This is a genomic window from Pseudomonas sp. PME37.24/025, from assembly GCF_055556615.1.
On the sequence record NZ_JBVHNK010000518.1, the window covers coordinates 1 to 229 of the forward strand.

The 229-nt window shown below is 44.5% G+C and carries 1 protein-coding gene; it reads left to right on the forward strand.

Going from position 1 to position 229, the window contains the following annotated elements:
- Window positions 1-62: 62 nt before the first annotated feature.
- Window positions 63-229 (forward strand): peptide chain release factor-like protein (locus tag ACZ3HH_RS31280; protein WP_465810635.1); only part of this gene is annotated, 167 nt, incomplete at its 3' end.

The following is a 229-nucleotide window of genomic DNA, read 5'->3' on the forward strand; positions in this document are numbered from 1 at the left end:
GTGGTCAGCATGCAAATACAACTAACAGTGCTGTTAGAATAACTCACCTTCCATCTGGGATTGTGGTTGCTATACAAGATGAGCGTTCTCAGCATATGAATAAGGCCAAAGCTCTCAAGGTACTGTGTGCAAAGCTATATGAAATGGAAAGGATCAGACTTCATAGTAGTCGATCAAAGCTCCGATCAGAGCAGATTGGTAGTGGGGACAGATCTGAACGCATCCGAGG